This window comes from Acetobacter aceti NBRC 14818 (assembly GCF_000193495.2).
Lineage (GTDB): Bacteria > Pseudomonadota > Alphaproteobacteria > Acetobacterales > Acetobacteraceae > Acetobacter > Acetobacter aceti.
On sequence record NZ_AP023410.1, the window covers coordinates 1,314,932 to 1,330,554 of the forward strand.

The following is a 15,623-nucleotide window of genomic DNA, read 5'->3' on the forward strand; positions in this document are numbered from 1 at the left end:
GCCGGTCAATTTCCTGATATTTTATGAAAGCCCCACACTTTGTCCGGTGGGGCTTTTTTTAGGGGCGCATGAACCCGAGCAAGGGAAACAGTCGATACAAACCGACTGTCCCTGTCCAGAATCAGGACAACTTGTTAACGGGTGATTGACTTCGACAAGGCACACTGACGGCAGTTCCACAGGATCAGCCCGGCGTCATGTCTGAGAATCTTCCAGAATTTACTGGCTACAATTTCACCTTCGCGTTTGGTGCATTAATTCTCTGCACCCTGACCATGCTGATCGCAGTGCGGATGATCTGTCGCGCTGCCATGGTCAAAGGCCGCTCCCACCAGAAAAGGCTGCTTTTCAGCGCCTGCATTGCCGGAAACGGTGTATGGGCCACGCATTTCGTCGCCATGCTGGGCTGCGCAAACAGTATGGCGACGACCTATAATGTGCCGCTGACGATCCTGTCCATGTTCGTCGCCATGGGACTGTTTGTCCCGACATGGTGGAGCGAGTGCCGGACGCCTAACCGGTCACGCTCTCCCCGCACAGCGCTTCTCATGACCATAACGGTCGGGAGTATGCATTATATCGGCATAGCCGCCAGGGGAGACACAGGACTGGAGGCCATTCCACCTGTCTGGATTATTCTCTCCCTGACAGTCGGTTTCGCCTTTTTCTATGCGGGAACCCTTCTCCTGCGCCAGCAGCGTGGGCGCAAGAGATCCCTAGCTGCGATCGCATGGGTTCTTGGCATATGCTCCCTGCATTTCATGGGCATGCCCGATGCGTATCTCTCCCACGAAACAATGGGAGACATGCCACAGCATATCGCTTCTCTTTCCCTTGCCGAAACGGTCGGAGCAGGCGCGTCAACTTTTTTCGCTCTGGCCTGTATTTTTCTTCTGCTCGAATATCAGTCGGCGAGGCGGAAAATCGAGGACAGCACACGCGCACGCAGCTTTGCCGATGCTGCCCTCGAAGGACTTGTCGTCACAACCGGAAGCGTTGTGCTTGATGCCAACAGCGCATTCTGGAACCTTGCAGGAACAAGATCCAACGCGACCTATCATCTGAAGAACTTTTTCCCGGTTCTGGCAACCGAAGAGATTGTTCAGAAGCTGATCAAGAAAGAGACTCCCCGTGAAATCCAGATGATCCGGCACGATGGAGAACGTATTCCCGTTGAAGTCTATGCCCGCGAAAGTTCCTGGCGCGGCAAACCGCGAACCATTCTTGCGATTATCGATCTTCGTGCACGCAAGGAAACTGAAGCTACGATCAAGGAGCTTGCCATCACGGACATGCTGACCGGGATCGGCAACCGTTCCTTTTTTGTCGCCAGTCTTACCGATCTCCTTCAGGATAAAACCCGAAACAATCCGGTCGTCGTCTTTCTTGTGGATATTGATCGTTTCAAGAATATCAACGAGACCTGCGGACATGCCATGGGCGACAAGGTTCTGTCCCATATCGCAAAACGTCTCCAGCTTCTCGTCCCACAGGACGCCATCATGGCGCGTATCGCCGGAGATGAATTTGCTGTGGCCTGTGTGCTCAGCCCGGATGATGTGACGGATTTCGCTTCCTATCTGGCCCTGGAACTGAAAATTCCACTGCCTGACGGACATGACGAGCTGCCGGTTTCCGTGAGCGTCGGTTTCGCCGTATCTGACGACGACATGCAGGATGGTGGGCAGCTTCTGCATTGTTCAGGCATCGCTCTTCTGGCGGCCAAACAGTCCGGGCGCGGGAATGTGCGTGAATATGATAGATCTTTTGACAGTTCTATACAGAATCGCATTCGTCTTGAGCGTGAAATACAGCTTGGCCTTGAACGAAATGAATTCTTTCTCGAATATCAGCCAATCATGTCGACCCTTGACCGCAGGCTGGTCGGATATGAAGCACTGCTTCGCTGGCAGCATCCTGAACGTGGCCGGGTTCCGCCTGATCAGTTCATCGGGATTGCGGAAGATTGCGGACTGATCGCCCAGCTTGGCGCCTGGGTCGTGCGCAAGGCCTGTCGTGATGCAGCCGGATGGGAAAACGGACTGAATGTATCGGTCAATGTTTCCCCTATCCAGTTTACGACATCCGATCTGCCGAACGTCATCAAGGCCGCACTTGACGATGCCGGGCTCGAAGCGAAACGACTCAGCATCGAAATTACCGAAAACACCTTTCTTCAGGGGAAACAGAATATTGAAGTCCTGAAAGCGCTTCGCACTCTTGGTGTCGGTATCGTCATGGATGACTTTGGAACGGGATATTCAAGTCTCAGCTATCTGCGGGATTTTCAGTTCGACAAGGTGAAGATCGACCGTTCCTTTATCTGGGACATGCTGAATCAGCCTCATTCAGCTGCTATCGTGGACGCGATCCTGTCTCTCGGTCATGGTCTGGGGGTCGATATCGTTGCCGAAGGAATCGAGACTGCCGAGCAACTGGCCTATCTGGAAGAACGGTCATGTTCGCTGGTTCAGGGATATTTCATAGGCAGGCCAAGCCAGACCATTGCCGAGCGTCCCAGGACTGAAGTGCTGGAATCCTCCGTAGCTGCGTAAAGGGTCTTCAATCACTCCTTGACATGAAGAACGATGGCTATCCTCTGCGGAAACTGGCACATGAGAACCAAGCCTGTTTAGGATGAAAACAGAAAAAGAACGCCTCCAGGTACGACACTTAACGAAAGTGCCTACTCTGCCGAAATTACGAACGTTCGACAGAACCGCACCTTTGAGTAGTATGCTCTGACCAGCACTCGTCACTCAGGCCAGAGTATACTTCATTGATCCAAGATACACAGTATCATCCCCTGAATCCTGATAGCCTCCGACAGGTTCTGTCGGATCTACCCTCTCTGGCAATTCGTCTTGGTGGCGCTCCTTCCGACTGGAACATTCGTGAAGTCAGCGATGGCAATCTCAATAGTGTCTGGCTTGTCCACGGTCCTTCTGGTTCTCTCTGCGCCAAACAGTCCCTCCCCCATGTGAGGGTCGATCCTTCATGGAAAATGCCCCTTGACCGAACGACTTTCGAAGCCGGATGGCTACAGGCCGTTGCACCGCTGGTGCCTGACATGGTTCCTGAATTCCTTCATTTTGATCCTCAGCTTTTCCTTCTGGTGACAGCCTGTCTCGATGATCACGTCACTTTCACCGAGGCTCTTGCGAAAGGTATGGATCCGGCCCCAGTCGCCAGCCAGATCGGTCGTTTTGTTGCTCAAACTACTTTTCATACCTCATGGCGCGGTGGGCCATTTGAGAATATGGCGCGTCTCGAAGGGTTTTTCTCGGGCAATACAACCCTGACCCGTATTACAGTCGATCTGGTGCTGACAGATCCCTATCACGATCACCCTCGAAACCATTATCACCCAGCGCTAAAACCACTGGTGAATCAGCTTCATATCGATCCAGCCATCCATCGCTCGGTCTGTCACATGCAGTCGCAGTTTTTCACGGCCCGTGAGGCTCTGCTTCATGGCGATCTGCACAGTGGCTCCGTCATGGTCGACCGCAACGGTGCGTCCGTGATTGATGGTGAGTTTTCCTGCATCGGACCGATCGGCTTTGATTGCGGTATGTTTGTCGCCAGTCTGATACTCGCTTCTTTTGCCGCCCCGACCGAAGCACGACGCAACCAGATCCGTCAGGCAGCCCCCATCTTCCATCAAAGTTTTCTCAAGGCTTACTGTGACGAATGGCTTCACAGTGACGCAAAAACCGACCTCGCTCCGGCTTTTCTAACTCGCGATGATGCTGCTGAAATTCAACGTCAGCAACAAGAAGAATGTGATCGCATCACCACCGATACGGCCGGGTTTGCAGCTATGGAAATCATTCGCAGGCTGACCGGATATGCTCATACTTCCCATTTCGACAATCTGCCGGAAACAGAAAAAGGTCAGAAGCAATATCAGGCTCTTTCTTTTGCAATACAGCTTCTTTCCGATTTGAAGACAGCTCCAGAAAACCTTTTCCCGCATGGAAAGACAGCCCTCTGAAGAAAGGCAGGGCAATCTCTCCTGTCGCAACAGGCTTTTAACCAGCTTTCGGTAAGAGAAGACTCATAAAAGGAGTCTGCCATGCCCGCTCTCGATGCCCCTATGCCAGCGATGTCTCAGGAACTCGCGACCTGCCTTGCTGAAGCGCGCGTATTCGAGAAACTGGGCGATATGGCAGGAGTGAGAAGAACTGCCCTGACACATCTGGCGCGTTTTCCACGCGAACCGGCTGTTCTGGCTCTTCTGGGGCGCGCTGAGTTACTGCTTGGTCGTCCGGCATGCGCGTTGGCACCTCTTGCCCGCAGCGCCCGCCTGACCAACCATTTCATTTTCTACCTTCTGCAAGCAGACTGTTTAAAAAAACTCGGCCGCCTTCAGGAGCAGCAGGAAACTCTTGAGCGAGCTGCCCTGTGGATGCCTCAGACCGGCACCGCCTATTTTATGGCAGGCATCGCATTTGAAGGCATCAGGGAAACAGATCGCGCCATCCGTTTCTACAGGCAGGCTTTGACGACACTCCCCAATGAAGCGGCCCTTCAACACCGCCTCGGCCGTGCATTAGTAGAAAAAGGGGAAACCATCGGAGCGCTCCATTATCTTGAGCAGGCTCTGGCAACCCATCCGGACGATCCAAATTATCTTGTCGATTTCAGTGTCGCTCTTGAACATGCCGGAAGGCTTGAAGAAGCCCTGACGACAATTGAAAAAGCTCTTGCCCTTCAGCCGGACAATCCGGAAGCCATCCACAACCGGGGTCATCTTCTTTTCAATCTGAATCGTTCAGCCGAAGCTCTCGCCGTATTTGATGAGGCGCTGGCGACAGGACGTGACTGTTCCAAAACCCGTTTTTCCCGCGGAGTCAGTCTGCTCAAGCTCGGACGCTTCAAGGAAGGATGGGCTGATTACGAAAGCAGATGGAAAACCTCACAAACGCTTCCATCCAACCTCCCGGCCCCATTATGGCAGGGAGAATCTCTTAAGGGATGTCACATCCTGCTTCATGCAGAACAGGGTTTTGGAGATTCGCTTCAATTCATCCGTTTTGCACCGCAACTTGCAGCACAGGGCGCTATCGTAACCGTTCTGGCGCCTCCGCCTTTGCAGAGGCTTTTCACGACAGTTGTCGGTGTAAGCCATAGTGTGACGGACCTGCCAGCCAACGCACATTTCGACTATCACTGTCCGCTTGCCAGTCTGCCGCATCGCATAGGGCTTACGCAGGAAACCATTCCCTCTGCCCCTTACTTTTCTGTTCCGCCGGAAGAGGCCTCGCGACAGGGCGGTCCCATCCGGCGTCTCATGTGGGCAGGCAAGCGCCCCGCCCGGCGTGTCGTCGGGCTTGTCTGGTCGGGCGCTCCCCGTCCATCGCATGTCGAAGCCCATGCTATCGACCAGAGGCGCTCCATGCCGCTCACCGAACTCGCGCCTCTGTTTGAAGTGCCTGATACGGTTTTTGTCAGCTTCCAGATGAACGGTGCTGAACAAATCGCGGAAGCAGCCCTACCCATTCATGATGGCACCCACGATATCAGGGATTTTGCCGACACGGCCGCCCGGCTTCTTGGCATTGATCTCCTGATTTGCGTGGACACATCAATTGCGCATCTTGCGGGTGGCCTCGGTCTGCCAGTGTGGATGATGTCCCGCTTTGACGGCTGTTGGCGCTGGCTGGAACAGCGTAGCGATACGCCCTGGTATCCCACCATGAAGATTTTCCGTCAGCCCAGACCGGGAGACTGGGCCGGTCTCGTCAACGTGCTGAAAGAGGAGCTGAAAGCTTACATGCCAGATACATTGGCTGCGGTATCGTAATGCTTTACGCAACAGGTTGTGTCTGACGGACGAAATATCGCCCAGTGACATCAATCTATTTTATCCTCTCCCGAACAAATATTGCTGTGCAATCCATCCAACGTACACACATCATCATTCTTAAAACATGCAAATACTCAGAATATAAATATATAATTAACCAATACCCACAAATACTTCCCAGCGACAACACCATCTCTCGAGGACATTCATGGGTTACTGCGGTGGACAGGAAGAGAAGGCAAAAACCTTCACTCGAACAGTATCGTTTTCTCTTGGAAACGGATTGAAATGCGTATCCTGCGGTAGCTGGTTGCACTGGCAGGGTCAGCATGCCAGATGTCAGAACAAGTGTGAACACACCGTTGTCGCCATTTGCCGGAAATAACAGTCAGCGACGGTTTTCCTGATCCTCGCAGAGAAGGTCAATCGCTTTGGCAATCACCTCAGCTGGCTGATCCACGGCATCCAGCACAAGAATATGTTCCTGCCCAGACGGCGCTTCCAATGTCTCCAACTGACTGTCCAGCAGAGTAACGGGCATGAAATGCCTCTTGCGACCTTTAAGGCGACGTTCAAGTTCGTCGCGGGGCACCCTGAGAAAGAGGAATGTGACATCCATTCCATTCTGTCTCAGAATGTCACGATAAAACCCCTTGAGTGCCGAACAGGCGAGAATCCCTCCCCTGCCATCTTTTGCACGTGCAGCAAGCCATTCCCGGCACTTTTCCAGCCAGGGCAGCCGATCTTCATCAGTAAGAGGCTCGCCTGACGACATCTTGGCGATGTTGTGTGGAGGATGCAGATCATCTCCCTCCTGAAAAGGCCACCCAAGCTGGGAACAGAGACCTTCCGCCACCAAAGTCTTGCCGCTGCCGGAGACACCCATGACGACCACCAGACGAGGCATGACGCCGTTTGGACATGACTGCGTCATAGCCTGCACTCCCCAGCATTACAGTTGCAGCTCAGAAATATCACGGACAAGGAAATCGGACGTCACTCATCCATTTTTACAACGTCAAAACGGGTTCACGCACCAACAGTCAGATGCGCAATCCCTTCTCCGCCGGCAACAATAGCGTCCGTCGCCATTCCAACAAACAGACCACTCTCCACCACACCGACAATTGAGCGAATCTCCTGTTCAAGTCGTTTGGCATCGGAAATCACAGGAAAACGGCAATCAAGAATCAGGTTACCGCCGTCACTGACAAAGAAGGCACCGTCCCGATTGCGACGCGGTGAAGCCTGCCCGCCCAGTCGTTCAATCTGACGTGCAGTCGCTTCCCACCCGAACGACGTCACTTCCACGGGCAGAAGTGTTTTCATGCCCAGATGATCGACCAGCTTCGTGTCATCCGCCACGATCACCAGACGGTCGGATGAAGCCGCGACAATCTTTTCACGCAGAAGCGCGCCGCCGAGACCCTTGATAAGATTGAGTGTGCCACGCTGGATTTCATCAGCGCCATCAATGGTCAGATTGACCCGTGCATGTTCCCCAAACGTCGTAAGATGGATGCCCAGTCCCAGCGCCTGCTTTTCGGTCGCCACGGAAGTCGGGATCGCCACGAAACGCAGCCCTTCCTTGTGCCGACGTCCCAGCGCTTCCACGACAAAAGCCGCCGTGCTGCCAGTGCCCAGACCAACGACCATGCCGTCTTCCACCATTTCAGCCGCAAATTCTGCCGCCTGACGCTTGTATTCGCTCGCGCTCATCGTCCCGTTTTCCCCTCGGCCTGCCCTGCAGCGCCCTTGTCGATAATCCACACAATCTCACCATCCGAGCGGATATGGCTGGCTGGCTCAGCCGGGTCTCCTGCACGAACCCCACGAAGCACGTCCGCCTTGGATGTTCCCGTCACGAGAAACAGCACATGCTGACTGGACGCAATCGCCGGATAGGTCAGTGTCAGCCGCGTATGGGGCGCATCGTCCGGCACGCAGGACGCAACCCACCGTGTCTTCTCTTCCAGAACCGGCTGTCGTGGAAAGAGAGAGGCTGTATGACCGTTCTCACCCAAACCGAGCAGCACCACATCAAAGAGCGGTTTGCCAGCAATGAGCGTGTCTGCACCGTAAGCCTGTTGAAGATCCGCTTGATACGCGCGAGCGGCGTCGTCCGGTTCGCCGCTATCCGGCATTGGATGGATGTTCTTCGCCGGGACAGGAACATGGTCGAACAGGATCGACTGCACCATACCGCGGTTGCTGTCAGGAGAGTCAGCCGGGACGAAACGGTCGTCCCCGTAAAAGAACTCTGTCCGATTCCAGGGAAACCGCTCGGCATAACCGGCTTTCGCCATGAGCGCGTAAAGTTTGCGCGGAGTAGAGCCACCGGAAAGCGCGATACGAAACACACCCTGTGCAGCACAAGCTTTTTCCAGAAGGAAATCAGCCACATACTGCGCCACGGCATCGGAGGTTTCCAGCACGACTTCCTGTGCCGTCATCACATCATGTCCAGCCATCAGCCTCGTTCCCAACACACACTCACCATGACGCTTCTGCCGAAACTCCATAGTCGCCGCGAGGCGGATTTAATCCATCCGGAAACCGGAGACAACGCCGGGAACTACCAGCCTGTTTCCGACGCCAGAATCAGGGAAGCAGAAGAACGCCGTTATCCCCTTTCTCAGGAAGCGTTACCGCCGACCCGTGGAAGGATCCACCGCTCAACCGCTTTCGCCCAGCCTTCGTTGTCATTCGTATCCGTCGTGAAATGCGCATGTGAGGCGACCTCCGCCGTCGCATTGCCCATGGCGATCGACAGACCGACGATGTCAAACATCGGCACATCGTTCTGCATGTCACCGAGGCAGGCAATCTCATGCGGCTCGACACCCAGCTGCCGTCCAATTTCACACAGAGCGTAACCCTTATTGGCATTGAGCGGCGTGATATCCAGATAATACTGAGCCGAACACGCGACACTGGCCTGTCCTTCCAGCATCTGACCAATCTCACCTTCAAGACGCCCCAGAAGGTCATAATCCGCGCTGGAGCCAGTAATCTTGCCGACCTTATCCTCCCAAGGACCGAAGTCTTTGGTCACGATCGGAGCAAGACCAAGCACTTTCTGCTCATGAGGCACATAGCCCGCCGTCTCGTCCTTGACGATCCAGTCGGAACCACAGAACAGCCAGCCATCGACTTCATGGACGTCCAGCATGTCGATGGTCGCCTTCACCGCCTCAACGGGCAGGGTGAGCGTGGACAGGGTTTTACCCTGACCATCCCGCACGACAGCGCCATTCATGGCGGCGTACGGTGTGTTGAGATTCAATGCCTGATGATACCGCTCGATCCCCACAGGTGCACGACTGCTGACAAGGCATACCGCCACACCGGCAGCGCGGAGCCTGTCGATCATCTCGACACTGCTCCGCGCAACCTGTTTCTCCGGTGTCAGAAGCGTGCCGTCCATGTCCGTCACCACGAGACGGACGTGATCCGTCGGCGCAGGCTTCGCATCATGTCTGGCGATATCATCAACTTTCACAGCATACTCCCAGCGTCGCAGACAGGACGTTATTTCTTTTCGACGTGACCACCAAAGCCGAACCGCATGGCGGAAAGCACTTTCTCGCCATAGGTGTTTCCGCTGCGCGACCGGAAGCGCGTGAACAGCGCCGCCGTCATCACCGGCACGGGAACCGCTTCCTCAATGGCTGCTTCAATCGTCCAGCGACCCTCACCGGAATCCTGAACTTCGCCGCTGAACTCGGACAGTTCACCGTTTTTCGCCATAGCTTCGGCCGTCAGATCCAGCAGCCAGGAGGACACGACGCTGCCACGACGCCAGACTTCGGCAATATCGGCCATGTTCAGATCGAAGCGCTCGTCTTCTGCCAGAAGCGGCGAGTTTTTGCTTTTCATGACGTCAAAGCCTTCCGCGAAGGCCTGCATCATGCCGTACTCGATGCCGTTATGGACCATTTTCACAAAATGACCTGAACCGGCTGGGCCACAATGCAGATAGCCCTGCTCGGCGCGGGGATCGAGGCCAGCGCGGTCACGGTCCGGTGTCGGGGGAATATCGCCCTTGCCGGGAGCCAGTGCGCTGAGGATCGGGTCGATATAAGCAGCAGCCTCTTTCGAGCCGCCGAACATCATGCAGTAGCCGCGCTCCAGACCCCATACGCCGCCGGACGTGCCAACATCGACGTAGTCCACGCCCTTTGTTTTCAGAGCGGCGGCACGGCGCAGATCGTCCTTGTAATAGGTGTTGCCACCATCAATGAGGATATCGCCTTTGCCGAGCAGCCCACCAACGGACTGAACAGCCGCTTCGGTGATCTCGCCGGCGGGCAGCATCAGCCAGACGACCTTTGTGTCGCCCGTCAGCTTCGACACCAGATCGGCCTCACTCACCGCACCGATAGCATGACCACCCTCGGCACGCTCCACGACCTTCTGCACCGTGGTGACATCGCGGTCATACACCACCACATCATGCCCATGACGGGTCAGACGGACCGCAATGTTGCCACCCATACGGCCGAGGCCAATGATTCCGATCTGCATGTTCTTCTTTTCCTTCCTGCCTCAGATCGCAGCCTTGATGGCGGACGCGAGCGTCGCCAGACCCTTTTTCAGATCGCCCTTGATATGCACACGGAGAGCGCGACGGCCACGTTCGGCCAGCACGTCGAAATCGCCACGAGCCTGCGCCGCCTTCACCACGCCGAAGCTGTAACGCTCGCCCGGCACCGGCAGATCATGCGCATCATCCGCAGTAATCTGGAGGAACACGCCGCTGTCAGGACCGCCCTTGTAAGCCTGTCCCGTGGAGTGCAGGAAGCGTGGGCCGAACTCGGCTGCCGTCGCAACCGTCTTGGCGTCACGGATGGCCAGACGTGTGTGCTGGATCCACTCGATGCTGTTCCGGTCACGCTCGATATAGGCCAGCAGACCGACATAATCGCCTGCCTTCACGCGATCGAAATGCGCCTTGAGAATCGCCTGCGCCGTGTCGCCTTTGAGGGCTGCTGCATTCTTCTTGTCGGCGAAGAATTCCAGATCGCCATCCGCCGCGAACGGTGATTCAGCCGGAAGCGAACCCGTCTCGTTATAGGCGGCGGTCAGCTTCTTGGTTTCGATCTTGCTGGCTTCGACATCCGGCTGATCGAACGGATTGATGCCGAGGAACGCCCCTGCGACAGCCGTGGCGATCTCCCAGCGGAAGAACTCCTGCGCAATCTGACGACGATCATGCAGATTGACCGTCACAACCGGCTGCCCCGCGTCGATCAGCGTCTTCACGGCTTCGTCCTGCTCATGCGAATGCTCGCTGGCCAGACGGAAATAAACGAACAGACGGTCCTTGCCGTAATGCGTCGGACCCGCCAGCGTCTCGTCGTCGATGGGGATCAGGCCCTTACCGAGCTTACCCGTGGACTCGGCGATCAGCTGTTCAGCCCATGCACCGAAATCCATCACCTGCTTCGTGGCAATGATGGTGATCTTGTCGCGTCCGAATTTCTCCGCGCCGATACCAAACACCGTGCCGAGCAGCACGCCCGGATTGACGGCAGGCGGCACGCTGCCGTCACACGCCTTCACGCCATGCAATGCGTCTTCAAGGAACAGCTTCAGCGGCACACCGGAAGCGGCTGCCGGGACCATGCCGAAATTCGACAGCACGGAATAGCGGCCACCAATCTGCTTGTCGCCGTTGAAGACTTTCCAGAATCCGTCAGTAGCCGCCTTCTTTTCCAGCGCTGAACCGGGATCGGTCACGGCGACAAAGTGCTCACCGGCCTTCTCGCCGAGCGCCTTCTTCGCGACATCGAAGAAATAGGACAGCATGATGTTCGGCTCCAGCGTGGAGCCGGACTTGGAGGAGACAATGAATAGCGTCTCTTTCGGGTCGATCTTGCCTTCGAACGTGCGGACCTGCTGCGGATCGGTGCTGTCCAGCACATAGAGATGACCGTAGCCCTCATGCTTGCCAAAGGTCATGGCCAGCACTTCCGGGCCAAGGCTTGAGCCGCCCATGCCCAGCAGCAACACCTGCTTGAATCCGCGCGCCCTCACCTCTTTCTGGAACGCTTCCAGTTCCGGAAGATGTTTCAGACGATCAGCAACAATTCCGAGCCAGTTGAGCCACTTCGCTTCCGGTCCATTTGTCCAGACCGAGGCGTCCTTCGCCCACAGGCGGCGGATGGTGCCGTCCTTGCGCCACGCTTCCAGACCCGCCTTCACGGCGTCATCAAAGTCTTTCGGCAGCGACAGCTTCGTTTCCGTCAGCTTTTTGCCGAGAAGTTCGTTCTGCTTCTTCGCGACGGAACCAAGCAGTCCGTCAAACGCCTCTTCAAACGAGACCACGCCTTCCGAAACCAGCTTTGTTGTCATGCCGTCGAGGTCGAGGCCGAGACGTTTCACCTCCGCCATGACGTGCTTCGCATCGGCGACGTTTTCTTCCAGCGAATCACGCGGCTTGCCGTGATCACGGAACGCATCCAGCGTTGCGGGTGGAATGGTGTTGACTGTCTCGGGACCGATCAGATCATCGACATACAGCACATCGCTGTAGGCCTTGTCCTTGGTGCCGGTCGACGCCCAGAGCAGACGCTGCGGCTGGGCACCGGCTGCTTTCAGCTTCGCCCAGCGTTCGCTCTTCATGATTTCCTGCCAGTGCAGGTAAGCCATTTTCGCGTTGGCGATGGCAACCTTGCCGCGAATGGCTTTCAGCGCCTCGGCGTCCTTGTCTCCTGCCTTCACGCGACGGTCGATCTCACCATCGACCTTGCCGTCCACACGGCTGACGAAGAATGAAGCGACTGACGCGATCCCCGCGACGCTCTTGCCTTCCTTGTGACGCGCCTCAAGACCGGAGATCCAAGCCTCCACAACGGCCTTGTACATGTCCAGCGAGAACAGCAGCGTGACGTTGATGTTCACACCATCGGAGATCTTCTGATGGATGGCGGGGATGCCTTCCTTCGTCGCCGGAATCTTGATCATCAGGTTCGGCTCGGACACCGTCTTCCAGAGACGTCCGGCTTCCTCGACGGTAGCTTCCGTGGCCAGCGCCAGATAAGGCGAGACTTCAAGGCTGACATAACCGTCGATGCCTTTGGTCTGATCAAAGACCGGCTTCAGCAGCCTGGCGACTTCCCGAATGTCTTCAACCGCGAGACGCTCATACAGCTCCCCAGCGGAGACGATTTCCTTGCCGAGAATGTCACGGATCTGGGCATCGTAATCCGTGCCCTCGCCCATGGCTTTCTGGAAGATCGCCGGGTTGGACGTGACGCCCTTGACGCCATCCTGCTCGATGAGGGCCGCCATCGACCCGTCCCGTGTGTAGCCCCTGCGCACAAAATCCAGCCAGGGCGACTGACCGAACTGTTCCAGAGCACGTAAGGGGCTTTTTCCGTTCACGGATGATGCGTTCATCGAGCAATTCTCCCCGGCAGCAGCAACGGAACCTGCCGATTTATTCATTCAACAAAAAGCCCTGCACCCGGACCCGGATGCAGGGCTGGTTTCTTAAAGCGTCAACTGCCGACGGGCAGCTTCCAGCACGGCGTCAACCGTAAAGCCGAACTTCTTCATCAGGGCAGAAGCCGGAGCCGATGCGCCGAAGCCGTTCATGCATACGACTTCTCCTGTGAGACCGACATAACGATGCCAGCCGATGGGAGACGCCGCCTCGACCGCCACACGCGCCGTGACGGAAGGCGGTAGCACCTCATCACGGTAGGATTGTGGCTGCTCCTCGAACAGTTCCCACGACGGCATGGAGACGACACGCGCTGCAACACCCTCGGCGATCAGCTTCTCGTAGGCTTCGACTGCCAGAGAAAGTTCGCTACCCGTGGCGATAAGGATGACCGCAGGCGTCTTGCCACTGTCACCCAGAACGTAACCACCCTTCGCCACACCGGCGGCGGACGCATACTTGCTGCGATCCAGCGTCGGCAGGTTCTGACGGCTCAGCGCCAGCACGGCGGGACGGTCACGGAACGGGATCAGCGTGCGCCATGCTTCCGCGACCTCATTGGCATCACCCGGACGGAAGGTGACAATGCCCGGTGTCGCCCGAAGCTGCACAAGCTGCTCGATCGGCTGATGGGTCGGACCGTCCTCACCCACACCGATGGAATCGTGCGTGAAGATGTAGATGGTCGGTAGATGCATGAGGGCCGACAAACGGATCGGCGCCTTCATGTAATCCGAGAAGATCAGGAAGCCCGCGCCATAGGAACGCAGACCCGACAGCGCCATACCGTTGACGATGGAGCCCATCGCGTGTTCGCGCACACCGAAGTGGAAGTTGCGACCGGCATAGCTGCCGCCCCATGCCTCAGACTGGAACGCGCCGCCATCCTTGATGAGGGTCTTGGTGGACGGTGCGAGATCGGCAGAACCACCGACCAGCCAAGGGATGTGCTTCGCTACTGCGTTCAGCACTTCGCCAGAGCTGGCGCGGCTGGCGATGCCTTTTGCATCTGTCGGATAGGTCGGGATATCGGCGTCCCAGCCCTTCGGCAGTCCACCCGACAGGATCAGATCGAGTTCTGCCGCCTCGTCCGGAAATTCCTTGCGATAGGACGCGAACAGATCGTCCCAAGCCTTGCTGGCGTTTGCACCGCGCACACCCAGCCCTTGCTGGAAATGCTCGGTCACACCTTCAGGCACATAGAACGACTTGTCTTCCGGCCAGCCATAGGCACGCTTGGTCGCGGTGATTTCGTCAGCACCCAGCGGCTCACCATGTGCTGCGGCGGTACCGGCTTTCTTCGGTGAACCCCAGGCGATCACGGAGTGGACGATGATCATCGTCGGGCGGGTGGTGTCCGCCTTCGCTTCGGCCAGAAGCTTTTTGAATTCCGCCGTATCGTTGGCGTCTTTCAGCGTCAGAACCTGCCAGCCATAGGCCTCGAAGCGCTTGCCGACATTTTCCGTAAAGGCGAGTTCGGTCGAGCCTTCGATGGAAATCTGGTTGGCGTCATACATCCAGATCAGGTTGCCGAGCTTCAGATGACCAGCTGTAGAAGCGGCCTCGCTCGACACGCCTTCCATCATGTCGCCATCACCGCACAGGGTGTAGACGTGATAGTCGAACAGCGGGAAACCCGGCTTGTTGAAGCGGGCTGCCAGCCATTTTTCAGCAATCGCCATGCCGACAGAGTTGCCACAACCCTGTCCGAGCGGGCCGGTGGTCGTCTCGACGCCTGCCGTGTGGTGGTATTCCGGATGGCCCGGCGTCTTGGAATCAAGCTGACGGAACTGCTCGAGATCAGCGACCGTGAGCGACGGCGCGCTCAGCACCTTGCCATTCTTCACGTCACGGATGCCGCTGAGACAGATCAGCGAGTAGAGCAGCATGGACGCATGGCCGACAGACAGCACGAAGCGGTCACGCGCAGGCCAGATCGGGTTGGCCGGGTCGTAGCTCAGCACGTCCTGCCAGAGCGTATAGGCCACAGGAGCAAGCGCCATCGCCGTGCCGGGGTGACCGGAATTCGCCTTCTGCACCGCGTCCATCGACAGCGTGCGGATGGTGTCAATGCAGGTGCGGTCGATGTTGTGACCGGCTGCTCCGCCTGTTTCAGGTGCCCGGGTCGCACTGGCCATACCGTCTGTCGCCCCAGACGCGGCGGCGTGGAAAGAACGCATTATAACCGATCCTCTATCAATCAGGCCTGCAACGGATCATCTTCCGTTGCGGCGAACAACCCTCCCGGCACCGAGAGGGCCATACCATCACACGCCCCTTTTGCCTCGACAAGGCAGGCACGCAGGGACACCACACACGGAAATCAGGAACTCAAGTCCACAAGGCCGTCCCGGTTTCCGT

Annotated in this window: 10 protein-coding genes; 3 read left to right on the forward strand and 7 right to left on the reverse strand. The window is 56.8% G+C overall.

Going from position 1 to position 15,623, the window contains the following annotated elements; all coding sequences use genetic code 11:
• Positions 1-197 precede the first annotated feature (197 nt).
• The 3 genes from EMQ_RS05915 (at position 198) to EMQ_RS05925 (ending at position 5,809) form a co-directional block, all read left to right on the forward strand.
• Positions 198-2,555, forward strand: coding sequence for an EAL domain-containing protein (locus EMQ_RS05915; RefSeq protein WP_018308317.1), 2,358 nt, complete (start codon positions 198-200; stop codon positions 2,553-2,555).
• Between the two features lie 224 nt (positions 2,556-2,779).
• Entirely contained in the window at positions 2,780-3,997 is a 1,218-nt protein-coding gene (mtnK, locus tag EMQ_RS05920; RefSeq protein WP_018308316.1) for an S-methyl-5-thioribose kinase, read from the forward strand.
• 81 nt (positions 3,998-4,078) lie between these two features.
• On the forward strand, positions 4,079-5,809 hold the full coding sequence (locus EMQ_RS05925) for a tetratricopeptide repeat protein (RefSeq protein WP_018308315.1): 1,731 nt from the start codon (positions 4,079-4,081) through the stop codon (positions 5,807-5,809).
• A gap of 391 nt (positions 5,810-6,200) precedes the next feature.
• Here EMQ_RS05925 and EMQ_RS05930 read toward each other — a convergent pair whose 3' ends face one another.
• From EMQ_RS05930 to tkt, 7 genes are all read right to left on the reverse strand, one after another.
• The gene (locus EMQ_RS05930) at positions 6,201-6,746 is read right to left on the reverse strand and encodes a gluconokinase (protein ID WP_010667290.1); all 546 of its coding nucleotides are present in this window, start codon (positions 6,744-6,746) and stop codon (positions 6,201-6,203) included.
• A gap of 95 nt (positions 6,747-6,841) precedes the next feature.
• Positions 6,842-7,531, reverse strand: a complete 690-nt coding sequence (gene rpiA / locus EMQ_RS05935; protein WP_010667289.1) for a ribose-5-phosphate isomerase RpiA — start codon at positions 7,529-7,531, stop codon at positions 6,842-6,844.
• Positions 7,528-8,283: a 6-phosphogluconolactonase gene (gene pgl, locus EMQ_RS05940; protein WP_010667288.1), complete on the reverse strand. Its 756-nt coding sequence runs from the start codon at positions 8,281-8,283 to the stop codon at positions 7,528-7,530. The genes rpiA and pgl overlap by 4 nt, the downstream gene beginning before the upstream one ends.
• A gap of 164 nt (positions 8,284-8,447) precedes the next feature.
• The gene (locus EMQ_RS05945; RefSeq protein ID WP_018308313.1) at positions 8,448-9,314 is read right to left on the reverse strand and encodes a Cof-type HAD-IIB family hydrolase; all 867 of its coding nucleotides are present in this window, start codon (positions 9,312-9,314) and stop codon (positions 8,448-8,450) included.
• Between the two features lie 29 nt (positions 9,315-9,343).
• Positions 9,344-10,339: a phosphogluconate dehydrogenase (NAD(+)-dependent, decarboxylating) gene (gnd, locus tag EMQ_RS05950; RefSeq protein ID WP_010667286.1), complete on the reverse strand. Its 996-nt coding sequence runs from the start codon at positions 10,337-10,339 to the stop codon at positions 9,344-9,346.
• A gap of 21 nt (positions 10,340-10,360) precedes the next feature.
• Positions 10,361-13,216: a bifunctional transaldolase/phosoglucose isomerase gene (locus EMQ_RS05955; protein WP_010667285.1), complete on the reverse strand. Its 2,856-nt coding sequence runs from the start codon at positions 13,214-13,216 to the stop codon at positions 10,361-10,363.
• Between the two features lie 93 nt (positions 13,217-13,309).
• The gene (gene tkt / locus EMQ_RS05960) at positions 13,310-15,400 is read right to left on the reverse strand and encodes a transketolase (RefSeq protein ID WP_026200177.1); all 2,091 of its coding nucleotides are present in this window, start codon (positions 15,398-15,400) and stop codon (positions 13,310-13,312) included.
• Positions 15,401-15,623 lie beyond the last annotated feature (223 nt).